Raw genomic sequence first — 20,660 nt, forward strand, 5'->3', positions numbered from 1 at the left:
GGTCTGGCCGAACAGCTCGTTGACCGCGCTGAGGGACCGCGGCGTCAGCGCCTGGAAAAGGCCCAGCGGGACGGACAGATCCGCGCCGATGTCGACATCGCCGCCGCGGTGGAGGCCCTCTACGCGCCGCTGTACTACCGGTTGCTGCTGCGCACCGCTCCGCTGAGCGTCGACCACGTGCACGCGGTGATCGACGCGGCTCTCAGAGGGGCACGGCCCAGCCCTGCGTGACCCCCCAAGGCGCCGGCACTGAATGTTCGTGCGCAGAACTCGCGGCAGCAGAGCGCATTCACGGTTGTTCGACGCTCCCGCCGGATGCCAGTGTGCCGGGGTGATCCTGCGGCCTGCGACCAACGACGACGCCCACGCACTGCTCGCCCTCTACCGCGCCGCCGACACGGCCGAGGTCGGCCGACCGGAAACCTCGGCCGCCGACATCACCGACCTGCTGCACGCCCCCGGCTTGACCCTAGGCACACGAAGCCTCGTCAGCGTCGACGACACCGGGATCACCGGCGTGGTCCTGTGCCACCCAGCGCCGCAACCAGGACAACTACGCGCCCAACTGCGCGTAGCGCCCGGCGACACGGCCACCGCCCTCGCCCGCACACTCCTGGACGCAGTCCACCACTGGACCCTCACCGACCGCGCCGCACCGAACAGCCCCGTGACGCTGTTCCAACTGCCCCGCTCCCCCGCCATCCCAGCGTTGCGCTCCGCGGGCTGGACCAAGATCCACAGCTACACCAGGATGATCGCCGACCTGATCGACCACACCGCCCCACCAACGCCGGCCGACGTACGCGTGCGCCCCGCGACCTCTCGCGCCGACATGGCGACCATCCACCACGTCCTCGAAACCGCCATCGCCGGCCACTGGAACCATCACCGACGCGATTTCCAAGACTTCCTGACCGATCAACAACAACGCGACGGCCACGACACATCGTTGTGGCTACTGGCCGAATCAGCCGGCAACCCCGTCGGCGCCGTCATCGCCCGAGCACCAGCCGACCGCGCCTGGATCGCCTGGCTGGGAGTGCTGCCCGAGGCACGCGGCCGCGGCATCGCCACCACCCTGCTCAGCTCCGCCTTCACCAGATTGCGCGACCGCGGACACACCACAGCCGGCGTCGACGTGGACACCCACAACAACACCCACGCCATCGCCGTCTACGACCACGCCGGAATGCGACCCATCGGCACAGCCGACCAATGGCGCGCCAGCCACCCCTGACACGGCAACCGGGACGGGCTGTCGGCACGCAGAGTGAAGACCCACGGGACCCGGTCGTCGCGACAGGACCACCCTCAACTCGACATGAGCGGACGGCTGACTACGCCATCAACAGCATGATCATGACGCGCGTCCACAGCGGTGGCAGCTCCCCGAGTCCAAGCGGCGGTAGGGCTGCGGATCGATCGCGCGGCGGAAGGCGAACTCCACGGTTACGATCTTCTCCATGGCTCCCTGCCGCCATCGCGCGTTATCCCTTGCCCTCACACTGTCCGCGCTGCTCATCGGAGCTGCCGCCTGCCGTGTTCCGGTCGCCGACGGCCCGTCACCAACGGGCGCGACGAGCACCGGCGCCGTGTCGGGTCCGTTGGCGGCGGATGACAAGAACGCGCCGATGCCCGCGCCCGGCGCATGCCACATCGGCCAGCGGGACGGGCAGCCGCTGCCCGACCCGCACTGCACGCCCGGTGCGATCAACCCGCAAGTCACGCAGGACACGATCAAGGACACGATCTGTCGAAGCGGGTGGACGAAGACGGTGCGGCCGCCGACCTCGCTCACGGACCGGATGAAGGCCGAGTCGGCCAGGTCCTACAGCGTCGCGGCGGGCCAGAAGGGCGAGTACGACCACCTGGTGTCGCTGGAACTCGGCGGTGCGCCGGATGATCCGCGCAATCTGTGGGTGGAGCCCGGGTCGATCCCGAACCCGAAGGACTCGGTGGAGAACAAGTTGTCCGAGGCGGTGTGCTCGAGTCTGATCCCGTTGTCGGTCGCGCAGACTGCGATCGCGTCGAACTGGGTGACGGCCTTCGATCAGGCTGGGCTGCGGGTGTCGGGCGGCAAGGTCTGTCTGCGCGACAATCCCGCCAAATGCGCCAACGGCAAGGGTACCGGCGACGGCGAATAGTCGGGCATACGCTAGTGTCCTGCGCCTAAAGTTCGTTGATTAATTGTAGGATTGACGGATGGCAGGTAGAGGCCGGCCGGTGGCCGCTGTGGTGTTAACCGACGAGGAACGCGAGACGCTTCAACGGTGGGCGCGGCGGGCGAAGTCGTCGCAGGCATTGGCACAGCGATGCCGAATCGTGCTCGGGTGCGCGGCCGGCGGATCCAATCAGGACGTCGCCGCCGAGTTGGGGATCTGGCCGCAGACGGTGGGCAAGTGGCGACGACGGTTCCTGGACAGGCGCCTGGAGGGCTTGGTGGACGAGCCACGTCCGGGCGCCCCGCGCAAGATCACCGACGAGCAGGTCGAGGAACTGGTGGTGGCCACGCTGGAACGGACCCCGGCCGATGCCACGCACTGGTCGCGGACCTCGATGGCGGCCGAGAGCGGATTGTCCAAGTCGACGGTCGGACGGATCTGGAAGGCGTTCAACCTCAAGCCCCACCAGGTCGACACCTTCAAACTCAGCAACGATCCGCAGTTCGTCGACAAGGTCCGCGACGTCGTCGGGCTCTACCTGAATCCGCCCGACAAGGCGCTGGTCCTCTGCGTCGACGAGTTGGGTCGGACCGGGGCGCGTTGACGTCCTTACGAACGTTACGTTTCCCCGGCCCGCCCGCCGAACCGGACGTGCCCATTCCTGAGCATCCGGCTCTCCACGAGCCCGTGTCAGCGGATCACTTTGCTGGTTCTGGCGTTATGACTGCCCAGGGTGTAGGGATGTTGGCCGCCCGGTATCGGTAACGGCTGACCGTCACCGTCTGGGGCTGGAACAACGTCACCTCGTCCTCCGTCGGTCGCCACCCCGGAAGGTAACGGCGCATGAGGACGGCCCACTTCGTTTTGTTGTGCCGCTTACGAATCCACCGCACTACCCGATGCCAGGCGTAATCATCGAGGTAGTGGAAGGTCGCCTTCGACACACCATGACGGAAGTAGACGCACCAACCCCGCAGCACCAAGTTGAGTTGGCGCAGCAGGGCGGCAAGTGTTGGATGCGACGACCTGCGGGTCAGCGCGCGGACCCGCCCGACGATCGAGGCCAGCGCCTTCTTCGACGGGTAGGTGTAGACCACGCGCTTGTCCGTGCCCCGCTTCCGTTTCCGCTGGATGCGGAACCCGAGGAAGTCGAAGCCCTCATCGATGTGACAGACCCTCGTCTTGGCTGCCGACAACCGCAGGCCCATCGGGGCCAACAGTCCGGCCACCACCTCCCGGAGGTCTTCGGCATGCCGCTTCGACCCGGACACCAGAACCACGAAATCGTCCGCGTAGCGAACGATCCGATAGGTGGCCGACCCCTTGCGGCGCGCCACGAACCGCCGATACGAGGTGCCGCTGGCCGCCCATGCCCGGGCGAAATGCTCGTCCAGGACTGACAGGGCGATGTTGGCCAGCAACGGAGACAGGATCCCGCCTTGGGGTGTGCCGGTACTGGTGTTCCTGACCACGCCGTCCTCGCTGAGGACGCCCGCATGCAGGAACGCCTTCACCAGAGCCAGAACACGTTTGTCCCCGACCCGACCACGCACCCGGTCCATCAGGGCCGGGTGGTCGATCATGTCGAAGCACGCCTCGATGTCCCCTTCCAGGACCCACTCATACGAGCGGGACGTGAACTGGTGGATCTCCGCGATCGCATCCTGGGCCCGGCGCCGAGGACGGAAACCGTAGGAACACGGTTGGAAGTCCGCCTCGAAGATCGGCTCCAGTACCAGCTTCAGAGCCGCCTGCACGGTGCGGTCCCGCGCGGTCGGGATACCCAAGCGACGCAGATTCGCGCTGCCCGGCTTGGGGATCATCCGCTCCCGCACGGGCATCGGGTCGAACCGCCGCTCCCTGAGATCTCGCCTCAAGGTGGGCAGGAACCACTCCTCGGCGGCGAACACGGCGTCCGGACGGACACCATCCACCCCCGCCGACCGCTTACCCTTGTTGCCCCTGACCCGCGTCCACGCCACAACGAGAACAGCCGGGTCACACACCAAATTGAACACGTCGTCGAACCGGCGACCAGGACCATCGATCGCCCACTGATGCAGCTTGGTCTGGATCCGCAGTACCCGCGCCTCGGCCTCCTCGACCGTCGGCCACAGCACACCCGTATTCACCGGTGATCTCCTGCCCTTCCGTTCCCATCGCCGCGGACTCGCTGCCGCCCTTCGCCATGTGGCCGGCTTTCCCGACCTCGGACTACTACGACGGCTCCGCCACGCCCCGGCCCGCTCAGCCGACGACGAGCCTGCCCGCACCCGACCTGGACGGCCAGCACGCGGGACCAGCCCGGGACGCTTCCCACGTTCACCACACACCGGTCGACGGGGTCGGTGCCCAGCTTTGCCCCTGCGACATCGCCACGAGTACGCCGCAGCCTTTCCTCGCGGCCTCCCTGCCGGCGTCTTCACCCGGCCCGAAAGTCACCCGCCCTGTCCCGGACATCCGGTCAAGACAGGTGTGCGTCGCGCTCCGGCCCGCATCCGCCAGGTTGGAGCCGGTGTATCTCTTGAGAGGCTTTAACCGCTGGTTCCTCACGTACACCTTTCCGTCTCGCTAGGTGAGCCCGAGCCGTCTGGCAGTGCCGGCCCGTCTCCTCGTTGTCAGGGCTGCTCCCACCCTCCCCGGCGCCTCCCGGATCAGGCTGCCCTCAGCTTCATCGACCTGCTGCGACAGGACGACGGCGGAGGTCTCTCACCTCCACCCGATAGTGCAGCGCCTCGTGGCGCACGAAGTCGCAGATCCAGGCGCTGGACCGGTCCGCGCCGATGCTGCCGATGATGCCCGGCCTGCCGCAGCGCCGTACCCATGACTACATCCGGCACGGCATCACCACCCTGTTCGCCGCGCTCGACGTGGCCAGCGGCGAGGTGATCGGCTCCATCCACCGCCGTCACCGCGCGGTGGAGTTCAAGAAGTTCCTCACCACACTGGACAAGCAGGTGCCCGCCGACCTTGACGTGCACCTAATCTGCGACAACTACACCACCCACAAACACCCCACGATCAACAAGTGGCTGGCCGCGCACCCCCGCTTCCACATGCACTTCACCCCGACCTACTCCTCCTGGCTCAACCAGGTGGAGCGATGGTTCGGCTTGCTGACCGACAAACGCCTGCGTCGAGCTGCGCACAAGTCCTTACGTGCACTGGAAAACGACATCCGCGACTGGATCACGACGTGGAACGCCGATCCCAGGCCGTTCGTGTGGACCAAGGACGCTGACGAGATCCTCGACCGCCTCGCCTCATATCTTGACCGAATTCCTGGCGCAGGACACTAGTTCTCAGGTGACATCCGCCGTGCCCGCCGCGTCGACATCAACCTGAGCCTGGCTCATGCCACCCTCGAACCATGCGGCGCCACCAGCGCCGTGAGGGCGGTGCGCCTCGGGATCGGCGCGATCCGCGCCATCGGCACCGACCTCGCCGACCGCGTCGTCGCCGAACGCGACACGAACGGGCAGTACACGAGCATGGTCGACCTCGCCCGACGCACGCGGATGACCACGCCCCAACTGGAGGCGTTGGCCACCGCCGGGGGCATCCGCCGGATTCGGCATGGACCGGCGGCAGGCATTGTGGGCAGCGGGCGCCGTGGCCCGGGATCGGCCGGACCGGTTGCCAGGGACCACAATGGGCACGGACGCACCGATGCTGCCCGGCATGGACAAGATCGAGACCGCCGTCGCCGACGTGTGGGCAACGGGAATCTCCCGACAGCCACCCGATCCAGTTCCTCCGGCCACGCCTGGACAAGCTCGGAGTCATCCCGATCACACGCCTGTCCACAAAGGAGCATGGCCAACGGGCGGTGGTGGCCGGCGCGGTCACCCACCGACAGACGTCGCCATTTGCCTACCGTCTGCGGCCAAATGCCCAACTCGGTGGCGACCTCGGTGTTGGATTTGCCCTCGGCGCAGCCCAGCACGATGCGGCACCGCAGTACCAATATCTGCGACGATTTCGCACGCTGGGACCAACGCGTGAGCGTGTCGCGCTCCTCGTCGGTCAATACCACCGCGGCTGCCGGACGACCTCGACCTGCTATCCACCGATCGTACAATTCTTCAACGAACTTCGAACTCGGGACACTAGACTCGCGCTTTCTACCTGCGTGGGCCGGTAGCACCGGGGACTGCTCGACCAGCCCGGCGCTCACAGCTCATACGACCGGTATCGACCGCGGCCGCGGTCGATACCGGTCAGTGCGCGCAGTACGGGTGAGAGCGGCCAGTCACCTCGTCACGAGGCACGGTCAGGATGCGCCACCTGACCAGACATCGGTGATCGGGGTCGCGTTCGCGGCCGCGCCCAGCGGGGCCAACCCATAGGCGGACTCCAGGGTGCGCAGCACCGAGTAGTGGTTGATCTTCTCGCTGTACTGGCCGGACTTCACGTTCGCGCCGGCGAAGATCGTGGGGATCGAGTTGTTCCCGCCGTTGTCCTCGTCCTCGTCCCAGGTGATGACCAGCAGGCTGTTGTGGGCCTTGGCCCACTGGACGTAGCCGTCGACGTTCTTCTTCAGCCAGGCGTCGCCCTTCTGGATCGAGCCGTCATGCATGTCGTCCTGGAGGTTCGGGGTCACCCACGCCACCGTTGGCAGCTTCGTGTAGTCCTTGGGGAACGAGGTGTAGGGCTGGTTGGCCGACGTCGGAACATCGCTGAAGTTCACCCAGGGGTTGTGCTTGCGGGCGTAATCGCCGGTGTCGCAACCGGTGTAGCCGACCTTCGGCAGGCCCTCTGAGTAGCCGACGAAGCTCGCGCCGCTCGCCGCCAGCTGGTGCGCGAGGTTGTCCGCGGCGAAGGTGTGCGGGCAGGAGTCGTCTCGGACGCCTTGGGTCGAACCGGACAGTAGCGCGAGATAGTTGGGCTCACTGGGATGCGTGATCGCGGTCGACTTGGTGAACAAGGCCCCCTGCTTGGCGAGGGAGTTCAGGTACGGCGCCTTGGAACTGCCGATGATGCTGTTGTACCCGCGGTTCTCCATCATGATGATGACCACGTGGTCCGGCTTCGGCGTCGCGCCGCGGGCCTGAGCAGTGCTCGCCGGAGCCGCGGCGATGGTCAGGCCGAGCAGCGCGGCGCTCGCCGCCGCGATCCTCGTGGCCCATCGTTTTCCGTTCGTGATCATGATTCTCCACATCTCGACAGTTGGTCCGTTGGACACCCGCGGCGCGCCTTCGCGACGCCAGTGCCTGCGTTGAGATCTGATCGCCACCGCCGACAGCGGCAGCGATCGACGGTCGGCCCGTTCGGCGGATCACAAGGCCGAGTGCTCACATTTCCGTGGTAAAAAAACGGATCGGTCCACGGGCGACAAGATGTCGGCGTGTGCGACATTCACCCGGAGCCCTTGCCGTCGCCGTCGACGCACCTCGGCGCGACGACTGTAGCGGCAACACAATTCCGTTGGCACACAGACATATCCGCGGCACCGACGACTGCCGAACGGCGGACGGATCAGGACGGTGTGGACGGGTCGGCGCGCGTCGCACTCCTTCGGGTCCGGCACCGAGTCTTCGTGAGATAGTTAGGAAAGTTTCCTAATAGCGCACTATATCGACGTGTCCACCCGCCGAGCAAGCGTCAAGTTCGGATGGAACGATCAAGTCATCCACCTCGCCCGCCCGTTCTGAGAACATCGGCGTGATTGACGGCGCAACCGGTTGTCGCGCGAGTGCCGTAAAGCTCTTCAGGGATGGGAACCTCCGTCGTTACGGTCTCTTGACAGCGGCCAGGGCGACTCGATGACGCGGACACCCGATGGCACGGTCGCGAGGATGGAGCCAGTGCCCGGCCCGGAGTCACGGCTCTCGACACAGGCGAGCATCGCGTGGCGGCTCGACGCTATGACCGGCGCGCCATCGCGGCTAGATGCGGGAGCGATATGTCTGCTACATCAGGTAAAGTCCGATTAACTTGCCTGCTAATGCTTGTTTTACGGCTTAAAATTGCAAGACCGAGCAGTTGATGTCTTGCCCGCGAAGACGAGACTCCCTAGCGTTCGACGGGTTCCGCCGGTCGACCTGGGAGGAAGCAGTGGCCAGTGGCAGCATGCCGGCCGGCATTCGATGGTGCCTGGCGCCGGCCGTGGCGATCGCGCTGTCGGTGCTCACGCCGGCCGGGGCCTCGGCGGCGGGTTAATCCGGCCGCCCGCGGTCATGCCGAGCCCCCAGGCGCCGGCAACAGACGCCGTCCTACAACGGGTTGGCGCTCGCGCCGCCGATGGGTTTCAACGGCTGGCAGCACTATCGCTGCGACATCACCGAGCGGACGATCCTGTCCAACGCGACGGCGCTAGTCACCACCGGCCCGGCACGGCTACAACTACGTCAATGCCGACGACTGCTGGATGGCGTCGCAGCGCGACGCCGACGGTGTCCTGCAAGCGAACTCGACCGCGTTCCCGCACGGCATCACGTGGTTGGCCGGCCAGGTGCACAGGCTGGGCCTGAAGTTCGGCATCTACCAGGACGGCGGCTACCGCACCTGCGGCGGATTCCCCGGTATGTACGGCCACATCCGGCAGGACGCCGACACGTTCGCCTCGTGGGGTGTGGACTTCCTCAAGCTTGACTACTGCAACCAGCCGACCGACCAGTACGCCGGGGACAGCCCTGCACAGGTGGCGAAGATCGTCTACACCGATGTGAGCCGGGCGCTGCTGAGCACCGCCGGCCGATCGTGTTCTCCGAGTCCGCGCCGGCGTACTTCTGTTGAAGCGGGCCGAACTTCACCGACATCATGTCGTGGGTCGGCGAGACCGGGAACCTTGGCGGTTCGGCGACGATATCCAGCCCGGCTGGTCCAGCGTCCTGGCCAACTACCGTGAGGACAACGCACTCGACCCGGCCGCCCACGCCGGGCCCGGTCGCTGGAACGACGCGGACATGCTGCTGGCCGGCACCGCCGGCGCCTCACCGATCGAGCAGCAGAGCCAGTGCTCGCTCTGGGCCGAGTTGGCGTCGCCGCTGCTGCTGTCCGCGGATCTCGGCTCGCTGTCGCCGCAGGCGATCGCGATGCTGTCCAACCAGGACGTGATCGCCGTGGGCCAGGACCCGCGGGGGCACAGGGATGGATCGTGCACAGCGACGCCGACGTGAACGTGTTGGCCAAGCCGCTGGCCAATGGCGACATCACGATCGCGTTGTTCAACAAGTCCGCGACCGCGCGGAACATCTCGACCAGTGCGGGCAATCCCGGCGACTACCGGCTGACCGACCTGTGGTCGCACCAGGCGACCGAGACCACCGGCATGGTCTCCGCAGACGTGCCGGCGCACGGCGTCGCGCTCTACCGCGTGGACCGCTCGAAGGCATCGTGGCTACCGCCGTCGGTCGCGATCGTCCCGGATGTCAGTGGCACCGCAGCGCACCGAATCAGCCGTGGGTCACCGACATCACCGAACACCCCACCCGTGAAGGAAAGGTGTACTGCGCGGTCGTGCTCGACGTGCACTCCCGACGCGTCGTCGGCTGGTCGATCGACTCCAGCCAGACCGCCGCGCTGACGACCAACGCGCTCGGAATGGCCATCGCGAACCGCGCTTCAACCGGAAGTCGACCCTCACGCTGATTGTTCATGGCCACAGCACGTCGAAAGCCAGTCGTGGAGTTGATCGCGCACAGTGGCGATCGCGGCCTCGGCGTCAAAGCCTAGCGTCCCGCGCGCTGGTCACGTAGCTCATGGCGGGCACGCGCAGCTGCTCGGCCGCCCGATCGGGCACAAGAAGCCCCGCTCCGAGTTCACCACCAAGTACACGACCAGCTCGTTCAAGACGGCCAACGTGCCGGTGACGATCACCGGCGTCGGCTTCTTCGACTTCCTGCACGGCCAGACCGGCGTCGCCCCCAACGGCATCGAGCTGCACTCGGTGCTGGACGTGCAGTTCGGCAGCGAGGAGGTGGCTCCGCCAACCTGGTCATCGCCGCCACCTTCATCACCGGCCAGCGGCTTCCGCCCGATCATGGACTGACCGACCCCAGCTGCCCAGTCCTGCACCCCCCGCACGGAAGATCGCGAACAAGTTCATCTACCTGACGCAGGTGGAGGGTCAACGCGGATTGCGCACGAGCGGAGACTGTGCCAACGTTGTATCGACCGTTTGATACAAATTTGGGGCGGACATGACCCACATCCTCCTGCTCGGCGGCATTACCGTGGTGTTCGAGATTGTCCCGAGGTTCGTGGAACTTCGGTGGCGGCCCATGATCGTCAGGCTGCGGTCACACGCCCATCATGCCTCACAACACCGGCGGTTTCGGTCGCGACATGCCGTTCGAGCGCGACCCGTAGCGCGGGCAGGTGCAGATGCCCGTTGACACGGCGGAACTGCTTGCCAGCCTCGACCATGCCCGCAGCACACCAACGCAACGCCATCTTCCCGTCACGCCAGCGTTTCACGTTGCGGGCATGCTCGCGGCAGATAGAGATCATCGACTCGATGGCGTTGGTAGAGCGCAAGGTTCGCGCCAACGTCGGGGACACCTCTAGCCGTAGCACCGTCAGCGTCTCATCTAGCCCTTCGCGCACCGAAGCGGCCGCACCAGAATGTGTGCGGTCCAACTCCGCGGCCAGCGCCTCCAACTGAGCCTGAGCGGCCAGGGCACCCTCAGCGTGGTAGGCATCACGCATTCGACGCTGTACCACCGACTTCAGCTTCTCAGGCAGCTTGTCGACCACATTCCTGACCTTGTGTAGTTGACACCTCTGGATCACCGGATGATCAAAAACGTCCTTGATCGCGCGGTGCAGCGCCTTCGAGCCGTCGACCACCGCCAGGACCGGGCGGGTGACATCTAGACCCCGCTCCCGCAGACTCACGATCAACTCGGTCACCAAGGTGGCGTTCTCGGTCGAGCCCTCCACCAGCGCCAGCGGGTACTTGGTGCCGTCGATGCCGATCCCCAACGCCACGACGCAGCAGTGCTCGGCGAAATGCACCCCGTCGACCATGAACGCCACCAGATCCAGTGTGGACAGATCAGCCGACAGCAGATCGGCCAACGCGGTCTCGGTCGCGGCCACGAACTTCCGCGACACCGCCGACTTACTGACCGCCGTAGCGGCGTCGGTGACCTGGGCACCCACCGGTTCCAGGCCGGCGGTGTAGCGGCGGGTCGACAGCCCGGCCAGCATCCTCTCCAGCGCCATCCGGCCCAGCACCTCGGTGTCGTTGACCGCCTCGTAGCTGGCCACCGGCAGCTCACCGGAGCCATCAGCCGCGCGCATCCGGGGTCGGGTAACCGGCACGCGCCGTCCGCCCAGGGGCACCGACCCTCGCTCGTGGCCGTGGCGCACTGCGGCCCGGTCCGGATCGTGCTGGCCCCGCGGCCCGCACATCGCGGTCACGTCCGCGTCCATCATCGCGGTCAACACCTGCATGCCAGCGCCCACCGCGAGCGCGAGCAGGCCCTCGCGCAGGTCGGCGGCGATCTCGTCCAGCGCGATACTGATCCGCTCGGGCACGGCGATCCGGGTCGAGTCGATCTCCGGTGTCTGGTACTGCTTATCCACGGCGGTCCCCTTGCTTGTCGGGTTGTCCTGGCAGACGCCCAACACCTACCTCATGGCAGGTCTCAGGCGGGGGACCGCCACCTCAGAACTTCCACGAGACCTGGGACAACCTCTGGTGTTCGCCGGCATTGTGCTCCTGGTGCTGTGGCCGACGGTCCGCAGCGGTCCGCGGCTGCTGCGCAACTGGGGGGTGGCCGAGCCAACCTCGCAACAGGGCCGCATCGCCCGGCTCTACCTGCTCTACCGCCGCGTGCTCTACGTGGTGCTCATCATCGTGACCAGCCTGATCGGCGGGCTCCAGGAGCAGGAACAGATGTTCCCGCGCCCGTTCTTCCCCTACCTCGGGTGGTTTTTGGCGGCGCTGCTGCTGGGCGAGCTGATCGCGATGCTGCGGCCGGTGAACGGCAAGGTCCGGGTGGCCACGCTCCAACGCCGCACCATCCGCGACGTGCTGCCGGCGTGGATGATCGTGGCGCACGTGGTGACGGTGGTGGCCGCGGTGGTCGGCATTCTGCTGGTCAACGTGGATGTGCCGGGCCTCATGCCGGTCTGGGCACAGGTAGTGGTGGTCGTCGTCAGCGCGGTGGCCGTCTACGCCCTCGCGTGGCTGACGGTGGCCCGCCCGGCCATCGGCGACGCCGTGGTCGATCGGGCGCTGCGGCTGCGCAGTGTCCGGGTGACGATCGGCCTCGGCACGATGTTCGCGGCCACCATGCTCACTGATGAGCTGTACCTGGTGACCGGCCCCGACCAGGTGACGGCCGCCTCCATCGGCGTGATCGTGCTGGTGTTCGGCCTGGTGATGTGGGGCGTGATGACCAGCGCGTTCGCCTTCTGGAGCGGATTCCGCGGCCAGGTGCCGGCCCGCAATGGCTGACCTGGTCATGATCGCGGTGGAGCCGGACAACGGCGTCGCCCCGTGGCGGCAGGTGCGGGACCAGATCGCGGCCCGGATCGGCTCGGGCACGCTGCCCGTCGGCGCAAGACTGCCGACGATCCGGCAGCTCGCCCGCGATCTGGGCCTGGCCGCTGGCACCGTCGCCCGGGCCTACCGGGAACTGGAGGCGGCCGGCGTGCTGCAGACCGCCCGCCGGCATGGAACCGTGGTGGCGCGCCGCGTCGTGCCGGACGAGGCGGCGCAGCAGCTGCGGGTGGCGGCCGCTGGCTACGTGACCAGCGTCCGGGCATTGGGTTTCGGCGAGGAAGCGGTGATCGCCGCCGTGCGGGACCAGTTCAGAGATCCCTCGACGCAGGGGATGCCTCCGCCCTGAGGCCCCTTGTTCGTACTCCCATTGGGGATGGCGGCGTTGCTGCGCTAGGAAGCTTTGTGTACCAAGCGAAGTCCGACCCGCGGTAGCGGGCGGCACGATGGTTTCACCACGAAACTGCTGCCCTGCGGCTACTCGCCCGCTCCTTCGTGGAGACCCACTCGAGTACGGCACACTGACCGATGGTCCATCGACTGGCAGTCGAGTGGTCCCTTGGCGGTGACAGACGACACCAACTGGTCACCGAGCTCCGCAACGACATCGATGCCCACGGCTTTGAACTGCGAGCAGGTACTGGGACGTTGCCGCCAATCGCTCACATTCGGGCCTCGTGGCAGCCCGGGACGCCTGTTCGCGTGAATCGCGTAGGCGGTGCGCTCCCCACTTGGTTAGCCTCGAGTCATGTTCAGCTTCACAGGGCTGAGGTCGGCGAGGTTCTTGATGGCGCCATTGGGTCCGGCGGCCGGGCACATGTTGACCATCGAGCCGTTGAACACGGTCGGCGAGGAGTGCTCGTATTCGAAGAGGTCGTTCCGGTCGGCGGGCCGTTCGGCGATGAAGCGGCGGTGTTCTGCTGGTATTCGCTCAGGCGCTGTCCTACCAGTCCGGCGGCCACGGGGCGCTGCCGAATCTGTCCTGGGTCGTGGCCGTGCCGGAGAGACTGCCGGACGACCAGGTGCGTGAGGTGGTGCGCAGCCTCGTGTTGCGGCACGAGGTGCTGCGCACCACCTTCGACGCCGACGGTGACGGCCGGCCGCGGCAGAGCGTGCACGAGGACGTCCTCGTCGCGGCGTTGCCGCACATCGAGGACGAGCAGTCCCGGCACCTCTTCGTCGAGACTCCGTTCGACGTCACGTCCGAATCCCCGATCCGGTTCGGACGCACGTCGGCCGGAGACCTGATCTTCGTCGTCTCGCACATCGCGGCCGACGGCACGGGGGCCTGGATCCTCGTCGACGAACTCACCGAGTTGCTGGCCGCCCGGGCCCAGCGGCGAGACGCACGCCTGGGCGCGGACGTGCCGCAGCCGGTCGACCGGGCCTGCCACGAGCGGGCAGGCGGCCGGCCCCGGGCCGATCCGGCCTGCGGCACTGGAACTCCGCGTTGCGGGAGTTCCCTGTGACGGCTTTGCCGGTGAGCCACGGCAAACCCGGGGCCGACGTGGTACGGGCGGAGCTGGTGTCGCCGGCCGCGACCCTGGCGCTGGCGTGTGCGGGCCGATGTTCGGCCTCTGACCACATCCGCTCATGCCGCGAAGACGAAGTCGCGTTTGCTGTCGGCGCGTGGCGGGCAGAATGACGGATGGGGGTGGTGCTGATGCCCGGGATGCCTATGTCCTCACAAGTGGCTCGCGCGCAGATCAACTGGCCGTGGCGAACCAGCGTCGCCGCCGCGTTGACGGGAGCGGCGGTCCGGTCCTCACTGTGTTGTCCGGTTCCGCGATGGTGGGCTGGGTGCTCGCCTGCGCGTTCGGAGTGTTCGTCGGGGCTGTCGCGCGCTTGAGCGCCCACCAGACCGCGTCGGCCTACCCTGTAGGCGCTGACCCGGTGGACTTCGAGGCGATCAGGCGCATCGTGCGCACGGGTGGACAGGTGCGCGAACGCCGGCTCGCGGCCACGGTTTTGCACATGGCTCATCGAACACTGAGCATCCCGTTCGCACCCAAGGCCTTCTCCTGCGTGATGGCTCTGGCGGCGATGCTCGGGCTGGCACAGGTGGTGTTGGAGGGCAGCTGGTTGGGACTTGTCCAGGCAGTCGTGTTCGGCACGATGGCGGCCGTGCTGCCGGCGCAGGCACGGCGCCAGCGGCAGCGAGCGAGCCAGGCGGCGGCGCATGCGCTCGAAGCACTCGACCAGCCACCAGCGTCCTGAGGTCGCCGAACGCTCGACAACAGCGAACATCCGCTCGTGCCGCCGAGCGCGCCCGGCAAGTCCGCTGGCCGGTGAGCGGTCGCTCAGCCCTGGCGAGTTGGCCGAATGGTCAGGTCCCCGATTTCGACGTCGTCGGGTTGGTCGATCACGAACGCGATCGCCCGGGCCACCGCTGTGGGGTCGATACCGAGGTCGGCCATGTTCTGCCTGGCCTGCTCGCGCACGGCCGGATCGTCGACGGCGTGGTCGATGAGCTCGGTCCGGACGTAGCCGGGCGAGATCGAGGTCGTCCGCAGGACCCCGTCAGTGCTTTCCTGCCGCAGTCCCTCCAGAAGGGTGCGTACCGCGTTCTTCGTCCCGGCGTACACCGCCTGAGTGGGGACGATCTTCAGGCCGGAGGTCGAGACGACGGTGACGAGGTGACCGCTGCCCTGACGGCGGAACACCGGCAGAGCGGCGGCGATCCCGTGCAGAATCCCCTTGACGTTGACGTCGACCATCGCTGACCAGCCCTGCACGTCCAGGTCGGCAACGCGGCCGATCCTGGTGATCCCGGCGTTGCCCACCAGGACGTCCAGTCGGCCGAAGCGCTCGAGTGCGAGGGCGATCAGCGACTGGAGGTCTTCGGGACGGGTGACGTCCACGCGTGTGGCGGCCGCCTTGCCGCCTGCGGCGTCGATGTCGGTGACCAGCCGGTCCAGTCGTTCGGTGCGGCGGGCGCCGAGGACGACGGCCGCGCCGAGTGAGGCCAGGTGGCGGGCTGTCGCCTCGCCGATGCCGCTGCTGGCGCCGGTGATGGCGACGACCTTGCCGTGGATGGTCATGACGATCCTCCGCCTAGAATGGACACATGTCCGGTTACCCCGACGACCTTAACGGACACATGTCCGGTTCTGCCAGCGGCCCGCTGCGTGCAGACGCCCAGCGCAACCGCGAACGGATCCTGCAGGCGGCGCGCGATCTCGTACACGAGCCGGGAGAGCTGAAGCTCAACGCGGTCGCGAAGGCCTGCGGCATCGGGCAGGGCACGCTGTACCGACACTTCCCGACACGCGAGGACCTCCTCGCTGAGGTGTACCGCCGCGAGGTGGGGGAGCTGGTCGCCATGGCTGCGCCTCTACTGGTGACCCACGAGCCGCTCGATGCGTTGGCGGCGTGGTTCGACCGGGTGGCCGCCTACGCCCGGGTCAAGCGTGATGTGTTCGCCGCGGTCGAGGCGGCGACGTGGAGTGACCTCGCTGCCCATAGCCTCGGCCCGATCGGTGAGGCGATCGAACTGTTGCTGGCCGCCGGTCGCTCGGCCGGCAGCATCCGTCCCGACGTCGAAGCTCGTGACGTGATCGTGCTGATCAGCTGGTTGTCCCGGCTAGACGACGACGAACTGGGCACACGAGGGCCTCGATTGTTGTCGATCCTCGTTGACGGTCTCCGTCCACACCGTCCCTGAGGCGAATGTGCCGTAGGCGCTCTCGTGACGCGGCCTGTGCGGGGCACCCACATGCCGCGAAGTGTCCGCCGTTGCCGAGGTCGGCGGTCGATAGGGGGCATTCGCTGTTCGGTGGGTGTCGTGATGGCGTGGCGTGGGGGTCGCCAACCTGTGCTGGACTCACGGTCAGCCGCGTCCTGTCCTGCCGACGAGCGGACAGCTGGCCTCGGGCTGGCGGGGAAAGTCGCGGCTTGCAGGTTGGACCGAACCGCGGTACTTTCGATACGAGACGGTAGCGTAGCGGAATGGGGTGGCACCATCAGTGCTCCGGAACCCAGCGGCATGACTCGTCCCTCGGCGATGGGACGGCCGCGGGATTCCGGCCGTGACCTGGCCATCCTCGACGCGACGCTGGCACTGTTGACCGAGGTGGGATACGAGCAGCTCTCGATGGAGGCGGTGGCCGGTCGTTCCGGGGCAGCAAAAACGACGATCTACCGCCGATATCGCGACAAGGCGGAACTGGTCGCCGCGGCGGTCGAGCACCGCGCACCCGCGAAGCCTCCAGAGCCGACAGGGGAGAGCCTCCGGGAGAATGTGCATTCTCTGACGGCATGGCTCGCGCAGAGCATCTCCGAACAGGACGTTGGCCTGCTGGGGGCGTTGTTCGCCGGCATGCGCAACGACGCGCGGCTCGCCCAGGCGATGCGGCGGATCCTGCGGCGGGACGAGACCGCGATGACGGATGGACTTGTCCGCCAAGCGGCCAAGCGATTGGCGCCCGGGGCAGCACCGTTGTTCGCCGAGGTCGCTTCCGCAGTGATCGTGCATCGCGTCGTGGTCGTGGGCGAGCCGTGCGACGCCGCCTTCGTCGCGCATCTCGTCGACGACATCCTCCTGCCACTCCTGCGTCGTGCCTGAGTGTCCTCGCACGCGATCCGGCCGAGTCGAATCACCCACAACCTGGGGGCCACGATGAAAGCAGTGCGCTACGACCGGTTTTCGGGCATCGACGGGATCTACCTCGCGGACGTCCCCGAGCCCGTGGCCGGCCCGGGCGAAGTGGTCGTCCGGGCCGAGGCCGGTGCGCTCAACCCCGGGGCGCTTCCGGCGCTACGGGGCAGTTCGTACACGCCGGGCCGCGATCTCGCCGGCGAAGTCGTCGCGGTCGGTGCCGACGTGCTCGGCTTCGCTGTCGGTGACGCGGTATTGGGCTGGCTCCGGAGCTGGGATGCCCACGCCCAGTTCGTCGCCATCCCCGCAGTCCAGTTGGTGAGCAAGCCGCAATGCCTCTCCTGGGACGTGGCGGGCTCGCTCTACACCACACCGATGGCGGGTCTTGGTGCGATCCGGGCGGTCGAACCCCGGCCGGGCGAGACCATCGTGATCTCGGGCGCATCGGGCGGCGTCGGGTTCACCGCCGCCCAGCTCACAGTCCGTGCCGGAGCGACGGTGATCGGTCTGACCAGCGCCGCGCATTTCGACCTGCTCCGACACCATGGCATCGAGCCTGTTCAGTACGGCGACGGCGAACGGGAACGGATCCTCGCCACGACCGACCGAGCTTATGCCTTCATCGACGCCGTCGGAGGAGGCTACATCGACCTCGCCATCAACCTCGACGTTCCGAGAGACCGCATCGACACCGTGGTCGACTACCGCGGAGCGAAAGAGAAGGGGGTCAAATCCCTCGGAACGATCGACGCCGGCGGCCCCCCGGCACTGGCCGAACTGGCCGCCCTCGCCGCCGCCGGCGACCTGCACATTCCGATCGCCGCAACGTACCCACTCACCGCTGTACGCGACGCCTATCAGGCCTTGGCCGACCGCAAGACCCACGGGCGCATCGTGTTGCACCCCCAAGACCTCGCCTGAACCACCCTCGTCCCACATCCGCTCATGCCACAGGTCATGCGTGTCGACGTCTGCCGCTGCCGATATGCAACGGACTGAGCCAGCAAACGTCGTGGACTGGGAGCCGGCATGTTCCTGCGGATCACCCGGTCACCGTCATGGGTAGGCGATCGCGACTTCGACTTGGTTTGCTGCTGGTCGTATTGGCGAGGGCACACCTCCGTCTCCCTGCGCGGACGAACGGCCTGAGCCGAGCCGCAGGCCGTTCGCCGTTGTCACGTTCCGCTCTTGCGGTCTGTTCGTTCCCGCCATGCGCCGGGTTCGTGCCGGAGGTAGGGCGGCACGAGAAATTTCGGCTGGTTGAACCAGGCGATGAATAGGTGCGCCGCCACCGCGATCAGGAGCAGCACGAGTAGGCGCCCGGGGTGTACTCGAGTGTCGGCTGGGTCCGCAGAAGCGTCTTGTCACCGTAGGTGTAAACGGCCACTGGCAGCACCACGGCCATGAACACCATCGCGACGGCCAGCCCCGCGGTGCCCCGGGCGAGGCCACGGGCGACTTCGCGGCTGACCGGGTAGGACTCCGTCTGGGCGAGAACCTTCTTGTAGTACTCGGGTCCCGCCACATCCGGGTGATCCGCCACACCGGGAAGGCGGCGCCACCGTGACTGGTCGGGACACAGCCGTCTGCGGGTCTAGGCTTCGGGGTAGATTGCGGGTGAATGTATGAGCGAGCCTGACCTAGGCCCATTGAGTCGTCGCGGTGCCGAACTGCTTGACGACGACACCACCGATTGGCGCCCGCACCAGCGGGCGATCGAGATCCTCGAACAGGCCGTCGCCGCGGGCGAACCCGAGGCGGCACGGCTGCTGGCCCGCGGCTACCTTGAACGCGGCCGATTGGTCGAGGCGCACGAACTGCTTGCCCCACTGGTCGCCGCGGGACGCATCGAGCTGGCCGGCGTGTTGGCCGATGTGCTGGCCGACCTCGGTCTGACCGACGACGCCGAGCACGCCTACCGAGTCGCCACCAGCGGGGACGACGGCGAGGCGATGAACAACTTCGCACTGTTTCTGGCCGACCAGGGCCGGCAACCGGAGGCGGTGGCGATGTTCGAGCGCGCCGTCGCGGCCGGCGACATGGCCGCCCCGGCCAACCTGGCCCGCACCTACTTGCACGATCTGCATGACATCGCTGCCGCGCAGGCGGTGGCCGAACGTCACCTCGGCGCGGACGCGCCGACGACCTACTGTGTGTTGGCCGAGGTCTACGCCGAAGTGGGCCGCCTCGATGAGGCGGAGCAGTTGCTGTGTACCGCGGTCGAACTGGGTGCCCCACAGGCGCATATCGACTACGCGGGTTTCCTGCTCCACCACCGGTCCGACGTGACCGCCGCGGAGCGCGAGTATCGGCTGGCCGGACAGCTGCACGAGCCATCGTGGGGCTATCACCTGGGCGCGTTTCTACTGGAGCACGGCGAGGACGACGAGGCTGCCCAGATTCTCGAACTTGCCGCCTACTGGGGCGATCTGGACGCGCGGGGGTTGCTGGACAGTGAGTTCGAGTTGGTGACTGATCCCGCCTGAGCGTGCACGCTGGTGGCCCCGTTCTTCGAAGCGGGGCCGCCGGTCTGTGCACCATCGTCTGGAGACACGGCCGGAAGAGAATCGGGCCGGCCGATTCGAACAGGTCGGCCGCCGCGGACTGGCGGCACTGTCCATGGACGATCTCGCCGCCACTGCCGGCGTGTCCCGAGCCACGCAGTACCGGTTGTTCCCGGGCAAGCCGGCGCTGTTCGGCGCACAGATCCAGGCCTTTTCACCGTGGGAACCGGTAGCCGACGTCCTTGCCGCGATGCCGCACGCCGCCCCCGAGGACGTCATGCCCGCCGTCGCGAGGGCCATCGCCACCGCCATGGACGGACGCGCCGGCCTGCTGCTGCGCGTGGTGTTCGAACTGCTCGACGGCGATCCGGACACCGCGGAGGGCATGCGCCGAAGCATGACGCGGGGCCTGCCCGACCTGATCGGCTACCTGACCGGACAGATGCGCGCGGGGCGGCTACGCCCGATGCACCCGGTGCTGGCCTTCCAGTTGCTGGCCGGGCCGATCGTCGTCCACCTGCTCACCCAGTCCCTCGCGGAGCCCCTGGCCGGTTTCGACGCCCCGCCCGACGCACCGATCGACGAGATCGCGCAGGCCTGGCTGCGGGCCATGGCGCCCTCTGCAGACCCCGACGCCATCCAGGACTGCAACTAACCACGGGCCTGGTCAGGCAGCTCTGCCGCCGCACCCACAACTTGGTCAGCCGCGCACGTCGCGGCGTCGCCAACGGTGGTCGCGGCGTCGGTGACGCCGCTCGCCAGGTCGGTGGCCGCGGCCGCGGCATTGGTCGCGATCTCCTCGGTTTGGTTGCTCGCGGTGTCGACGGCGGTGGTGACCGCGTCGCCGACCGCTGTGACGTCAGGGATTTCGGGAACTTCGATACCGAGCGCTTCGCGAGCCTTGGTCAACAGATCGCCCATCATCTTCCACACGGTGCACC

Annotated in this window: 22 protein-coding genes and 4 pseudogenes; 20 read left to right on the top strand and 6 right to left on the bottom strand. The window is 67.5% G+C overall.

The genetic code is table 11. The features are described 5' to 3' along the window. The 4 genes and pseudogenes from KUTG_RS11470 to KUTG_RS11485 all read left to right on the top strand — a co-directional run. On the top strand, window positions 1–231 hold a 231-nt coding region (locus KUTG_RS11470), incomplete at its 5' end, for a TetR-like C-terminal domain-containing protein (RefSeq protein WP_198047107.1). Between the two features lie 100 nt (window positions 232–331). Next, on the top strand, window positions 332–1,237 hold the full coding sequence (locus KUTG_RS11475; RefSeq protein WP_052394344.1) for a GNAT family N-acetyltransferase: 906 nt from the start codon (window positions 332–334) through the stop codon (window positions 1,235–1,237). Between the two features lie 367 nt (window positions 1,238–1,604). Then, window positions 1,605–2,144, top strand: coding sequence for a hypothetical protein (locus tag KUTG_RS11480; RefSeq protein WP_232240754.1), 540 nt, complete (start codon window positions 1,605–1,607; stop codon window positions 2,142–2,144). Between the two features lie 58 nt (window positions 2,145–2,202). Further along, window positions 2,203–2,742, top strand: a pseudogene (locus tag KUTG_RS11485) (IS630 family transposase); the annotation flags it as partial. Between the two features lie 118 nt (window positions 2,743–2,860). Here KUTG_RS11485 and ltrA read toward each other — a convergent pair. Continuing rightward, window positions 2,861–4,294 (bottom strand): group II intron reverse transcriptase/maturase, encoded by a 1,434-nt coding sequence (gene ltrA, locus KUTG_RS11490; protein WP_043714528.1) that lies wholly within the window; start codon window positions 4,292–4,294, stop codon window positions 2,861–2,863. A gap of 624 nt (window positions 4,295–4,918) precedes the next feature. Here ltrA and KUTG_RS11500 point away from each other — a divergent pair. Both KUTG_RS11500 and KUTG_RS66095 read left to right on the top strand, forming a co-directional pair. After that, window positions 4,919–5,461 (top strand): IS630 family transposase, encoded by a 543-nt coding sequence (locus KUTG_RS11500; protein ID WP_369794618.1) that lies wholly within the window; start codon window positions 4,919–4,921, stop codon window positions 5,459–5,461. 48 nt (window positions 5,462–5,509) lie between these two features. Then, window positions 5,510–6,511, top strand: a complete 1,002-nt coding sequence (locus KUTG_RS66095; protein WP_369794634.1) for a helix-hairpin-helix domain-containing protein — start codon at window positions 5,510–5,512, stop codon at window positions 6,509–6,511. Here KUTG_RS66095 and KUTG_RS11505 read toward each other — a convergent pair. Next, window positions 6,436–7,311: an alkaline phosphatase family protein gene (locus KUTG_RS11505; RefSeq protein ID WP_043716751.1), complete on the bottom strand. Its 876-nt coding sequence runs from the start codon at window positions 7,309–7,311 to the stop codon at window positions 6,436–6,438. The two genes, KUTG_RS66095 and KUTG_RS11505, sit on opposite strands and share 76 nt — an antisense overlap. A gap of 1,197 nt (window positions 7,312–8,508) precedes the next feature. On the opposite strand from KUTG_RS11505, the pseudogene KUTG_RS66100 reads away from it, so the two are divergent. The 5 genes and pseudogenes from KUTG_RS66100 to KUTG_RS11515 form a co-directional block, all read left to right on the top strand. Continuing rightward, window positions 8,509–9,012: pseudogene (locus KUTG_RS66100) on the top strand (hypothetical protein); the annotation flags it as partial. Further along, window positions 8,930–9,283 carry an alpha-amylase family protein gene (locus tag KUTG_RS53260; RefSeq protein WP_052394345.1) on the top strand — a complete coding sequence of 118 codons (354 nt, stop codon included), beginning with the start codon at window positions 8,930–8,932 and terminating at the stop codon, window positions 9,281–9,283. The pseudogene KUTG_RS66100 and the gene KUTG_RS53260, both read left to right, overlap by 83 nt. Window positions 9,284–9,285: 2 nt before the next feature. After that, window positions 9,286–9,423: pseudogene (locus KUTG_RS63395) on the top strand (hypothetical protein); the annotation flags it as partial. A gap of 119 nt (window positions 9,424–9,542) precedes the next feature. After that, window positions 9,543–9,725 (top strand): annotated as a pseudogene (locus KUTG_RS63400) (DDE-type integrase/transposase/recombinase); the annotation flags it as partial. 82 nt (window positions 9,726–9,807) lie between these two features. After that, window positions 9,808–10,155: a hypothetical protein gene (locus KUTG_RS11515; protein WP_043716752.1), complete on the top strand. Its 348-nt coding sequence runs from the start codon at window positions 9,808–9,810 to the stop codon at window positions 10,153–10,155. 239 nt (window positions 10,156–10,394) lie between these two features. Here the strand turns inward: KUTG_RS11515 and KUTG_RS11520 are convergent, their stop codons facing one another. Further along, window positions 10,395–11,696 (bottom strand): IS256 family transposase, encoded by a 1,302-nt coding sequence (locus KUTG_RS11520; RefSeq protein WP_043729001.1) that lies wholly within the window; start codon window positions 11,694–11,696, stop codon window positions 10,395–10,397. Window positions 11,697–11,811: 115 nt separating this feature from the next. Between KUTG_RS11520 and KUTG_RS11525 the strand changes: the two genes are divergently transcribed. The 4 genes from KUTG_RS11525 to KUTG_RS11540 all read left to right on the top strand — a co-directional run bounded on the left by KUTG_RS11525 (window position 11,812) and on the right by KUTG_RS11540 (window position 14,835). Beyond that, entirely contained in the window at window positions 11,812–12,573 is a 762-nt protein-coding gene (locus KUTG_RS11525) for a hypothetical protein (RefSeq protein ID WP_043716754.1), read from the top strand. Continuing rightward, on the top strand, window positions 12,566–12,967 hold the full coding sequence (locus tag KUTG_RS11530; protein ID WP_043716755.1) for a GntR family transcriptional regulator: 402 nt from the start codon (window positions 12,566–12,568) through the stop codon (window positions 12,965–12,967). The genes KUTG_RS11525 and KUTG_RS11530 overlap by 8 nt, the downstream gene beginning before the upstream one ends. Window positions 12,968–13,595: 628 nt before the next feature. Next, window positions 13,596–14,087: a condensation domain-containing protein gene (locus tag KUTG_RS11535; RefSeq protein WP_369794635.1), complete on the top strand. Its 492-nt coding sequence runs from the start codon at window positions 13,596–13,598 to the stop codon at window positions 14,085–14,087. Between the two features lie 301 nt (window positions 14,088–14,388). Continuing rightward, window positions 14,389–14,835: a hypothetical protein gene (locus KUTG_RS11540; protein WP_232240755.1), complete on the top strand. Its 447-nt coding sequence runs from the start codon at window positions 14,389–14,391 to the stop codon at window positions 14,833–14,835. 83 nt (window positions 14,836–14,918) lie between these two features. Here the strand turns inward: KUTG_RS11540 and KUTG_RS11545 are convergent, their stop codons facing one another. Beyond that, the gene (locus KUTG_RS11545; RefSeq protein ID WP_043716760.1) at window positions 14,919–15,659 is read right to left on the bottom strand and encodes an SDR family oxidoreductase; all 741 of its coding nucleotides are present in this window, start codon (window positions 15,657–15,659) and stop codon (window positions 14,919–14,921) included. 26 nt (window positions 15,660–15,685) lie between these two features. On the opposite strand from KUTG_RS11545, the gene KUTG_RS11550 reads away from it, so the two are divergent. The 3 genes from KUTG_RS11550 (at window position 15,686) to KUTG_RS11560 (ending at window position 18,136) form a co-directional block, all read left to right on the top strand. Then, window positions 15,686–16,282: a TetR/AcrR family transcriptional regulator gene (locus KUTG_RS11550; RefSeq protein WP_232240756.1), complete on the top strand. Its 597-nt coding sequence runs from the start codon at window positions 15,686–15,688 to the stop codon at window positions 16,280–16,282. Window positions 16,283–16,621: 339 nt separating this feature from the next. Next, window positions 16,622–17,182: a TetR/AcrR family transcriptional regulator gene (locus KUTG_RS11555; RefSeq protein ID WP_255360867.1), complete on the top strand. Its 561-nt coding sequence runs from the start codon at window positions 16,622–16,624 to the stop codon at window positions 17,180–17,182. Window positions 17,183–17,236: 54 nt separating this feature from the next. Next, window positions 17,237–18,136, top strand: a complete 900-nt coding sequence (locus KUTG_RS11560; protein WP_043729006.1) for an NADP-dependent oxidoreductase — start codon at window positions 17,237–17,239, stop codon at window positions 18,134–18,136. A gap of 376 nt (window positions 18,137–18,512) precedes the next feature. Here KUTG_RS11560 and KUTG_RS11565 read toward each other — a convergent pair whose 3' ends face one another. Beyond that, on the bottom strand, window positions 18,513–18,740 hold the full coding sequence (locus KUTG_RS11565; protein ID WP_157494465.1) for a hypothetical protein: 228 nt from the start codon (window positions 18,738–18,740) through the stop codon (window positions 18,513–18,515). A gap of 124 nt (window positions 18,741–18,864) precedes the next feature. Here KUTG_RS11565 and KUTG_RS11570 point away from each other — a divergent pair, with 124 nt between their 5' ends. Both KUTG_RS11570 and KUTG_RS53270 read left to right on the top strand, forming a co-directional pair. Beyond that, complete coding sequence (locus tag KUTG_RS11570) at window positions 18,865–19,701, top strand: tetratricopeptide repeat protein (RefSeq protein ID WP_052394348.1); 837 nt, start codon at window positions 18,865–18,867, stop codon at window positions 19,699–19,701. Between the two features lie 46 nt (window positions 19,702–19,747). After that, window positions 19,748–20,374 (top strand): TetR/AcrR family transcriptional regulator, encoded by a 627-nt coding sequence (locus tag KUTG_RS53270; protein WP_052394349.1) that lies wholly within the window; start codon window positions 19,748–19,750, stop codon window positions 20,372–20,374. Here the strand turns inward: KUTG_RS53270 and KUTG_RS11580 are convergent. Beyond that, entirely contained in the window at window positions 20,371–20,652 is a 282-nt protein-coding gene (locus tag KUTG_RS11580; protein WP_043716766.1) for a hypothetical protein, read from the bottom strand. The two genes, KUTG_RS53270 and KUTG_RS11580, sit on opposite strands and share 4 nt — an antisense overlap. Window positions 20,653–20,660 lie beyond the last annotated feature (8 nt).

This window comes from Kutzneria sp. 744, from assembly GCF_000568255.1.
GTDB lineage: Bacteria > Actinomycetota > Actinomycetes > Mycobacteriales > Pseudonocardiaceae > Kutzneria.